This window comes from Lentzea albidocapillata (genome assembly GCF_000719115.1).
GTDB lineage: Bacteria > Actinomycetota > Actinomycetes > Mycobacteriales > Pseudonocardiaceae > Lentzea > Lentzea albidocapillata.
In genome coordinates, this window is sequence record NZ_JOEA01000116.1 from 1 (window position 1) to 226 (window position 226).

Genomic DNA, 226 nt, shown 5'->3' on the forward strand with positions numbered 1-226 from the left:
CCCCTTGCCGCGCGAGATCAGCCAGCGGTTGACCGGGACCGTGATCACGAACGCCACCGCCAGCGCGAACGCGAGGCTGGCCCAGAACAACCAGCTGCCCAGACCCGATTCCATGGCCCCCGGTACAGCCAGCATGATCCCGTTGTCGACGATCTCCATCACGGCGATCGACACGGTGTCCGCCGCGAACGCCACGCCGATGGCGGCACGGAGGGGCAGCCCGGAC

At 69.0% G+C, this 226-nt stretch carries 1 protein-coding gene; it reads right to left on the bottom strand.

Annotation, left to right across the window (positions count from 1 at the left end; genetic code table 11):
* Positions 1-226 (bottom strand): DUF4396 domain-containing protein (locus tag IG04_RS0142090; RefSeq protein ID WP_030482321.1); only part of this gene is annotated, 226 nt, incomplete at both ends.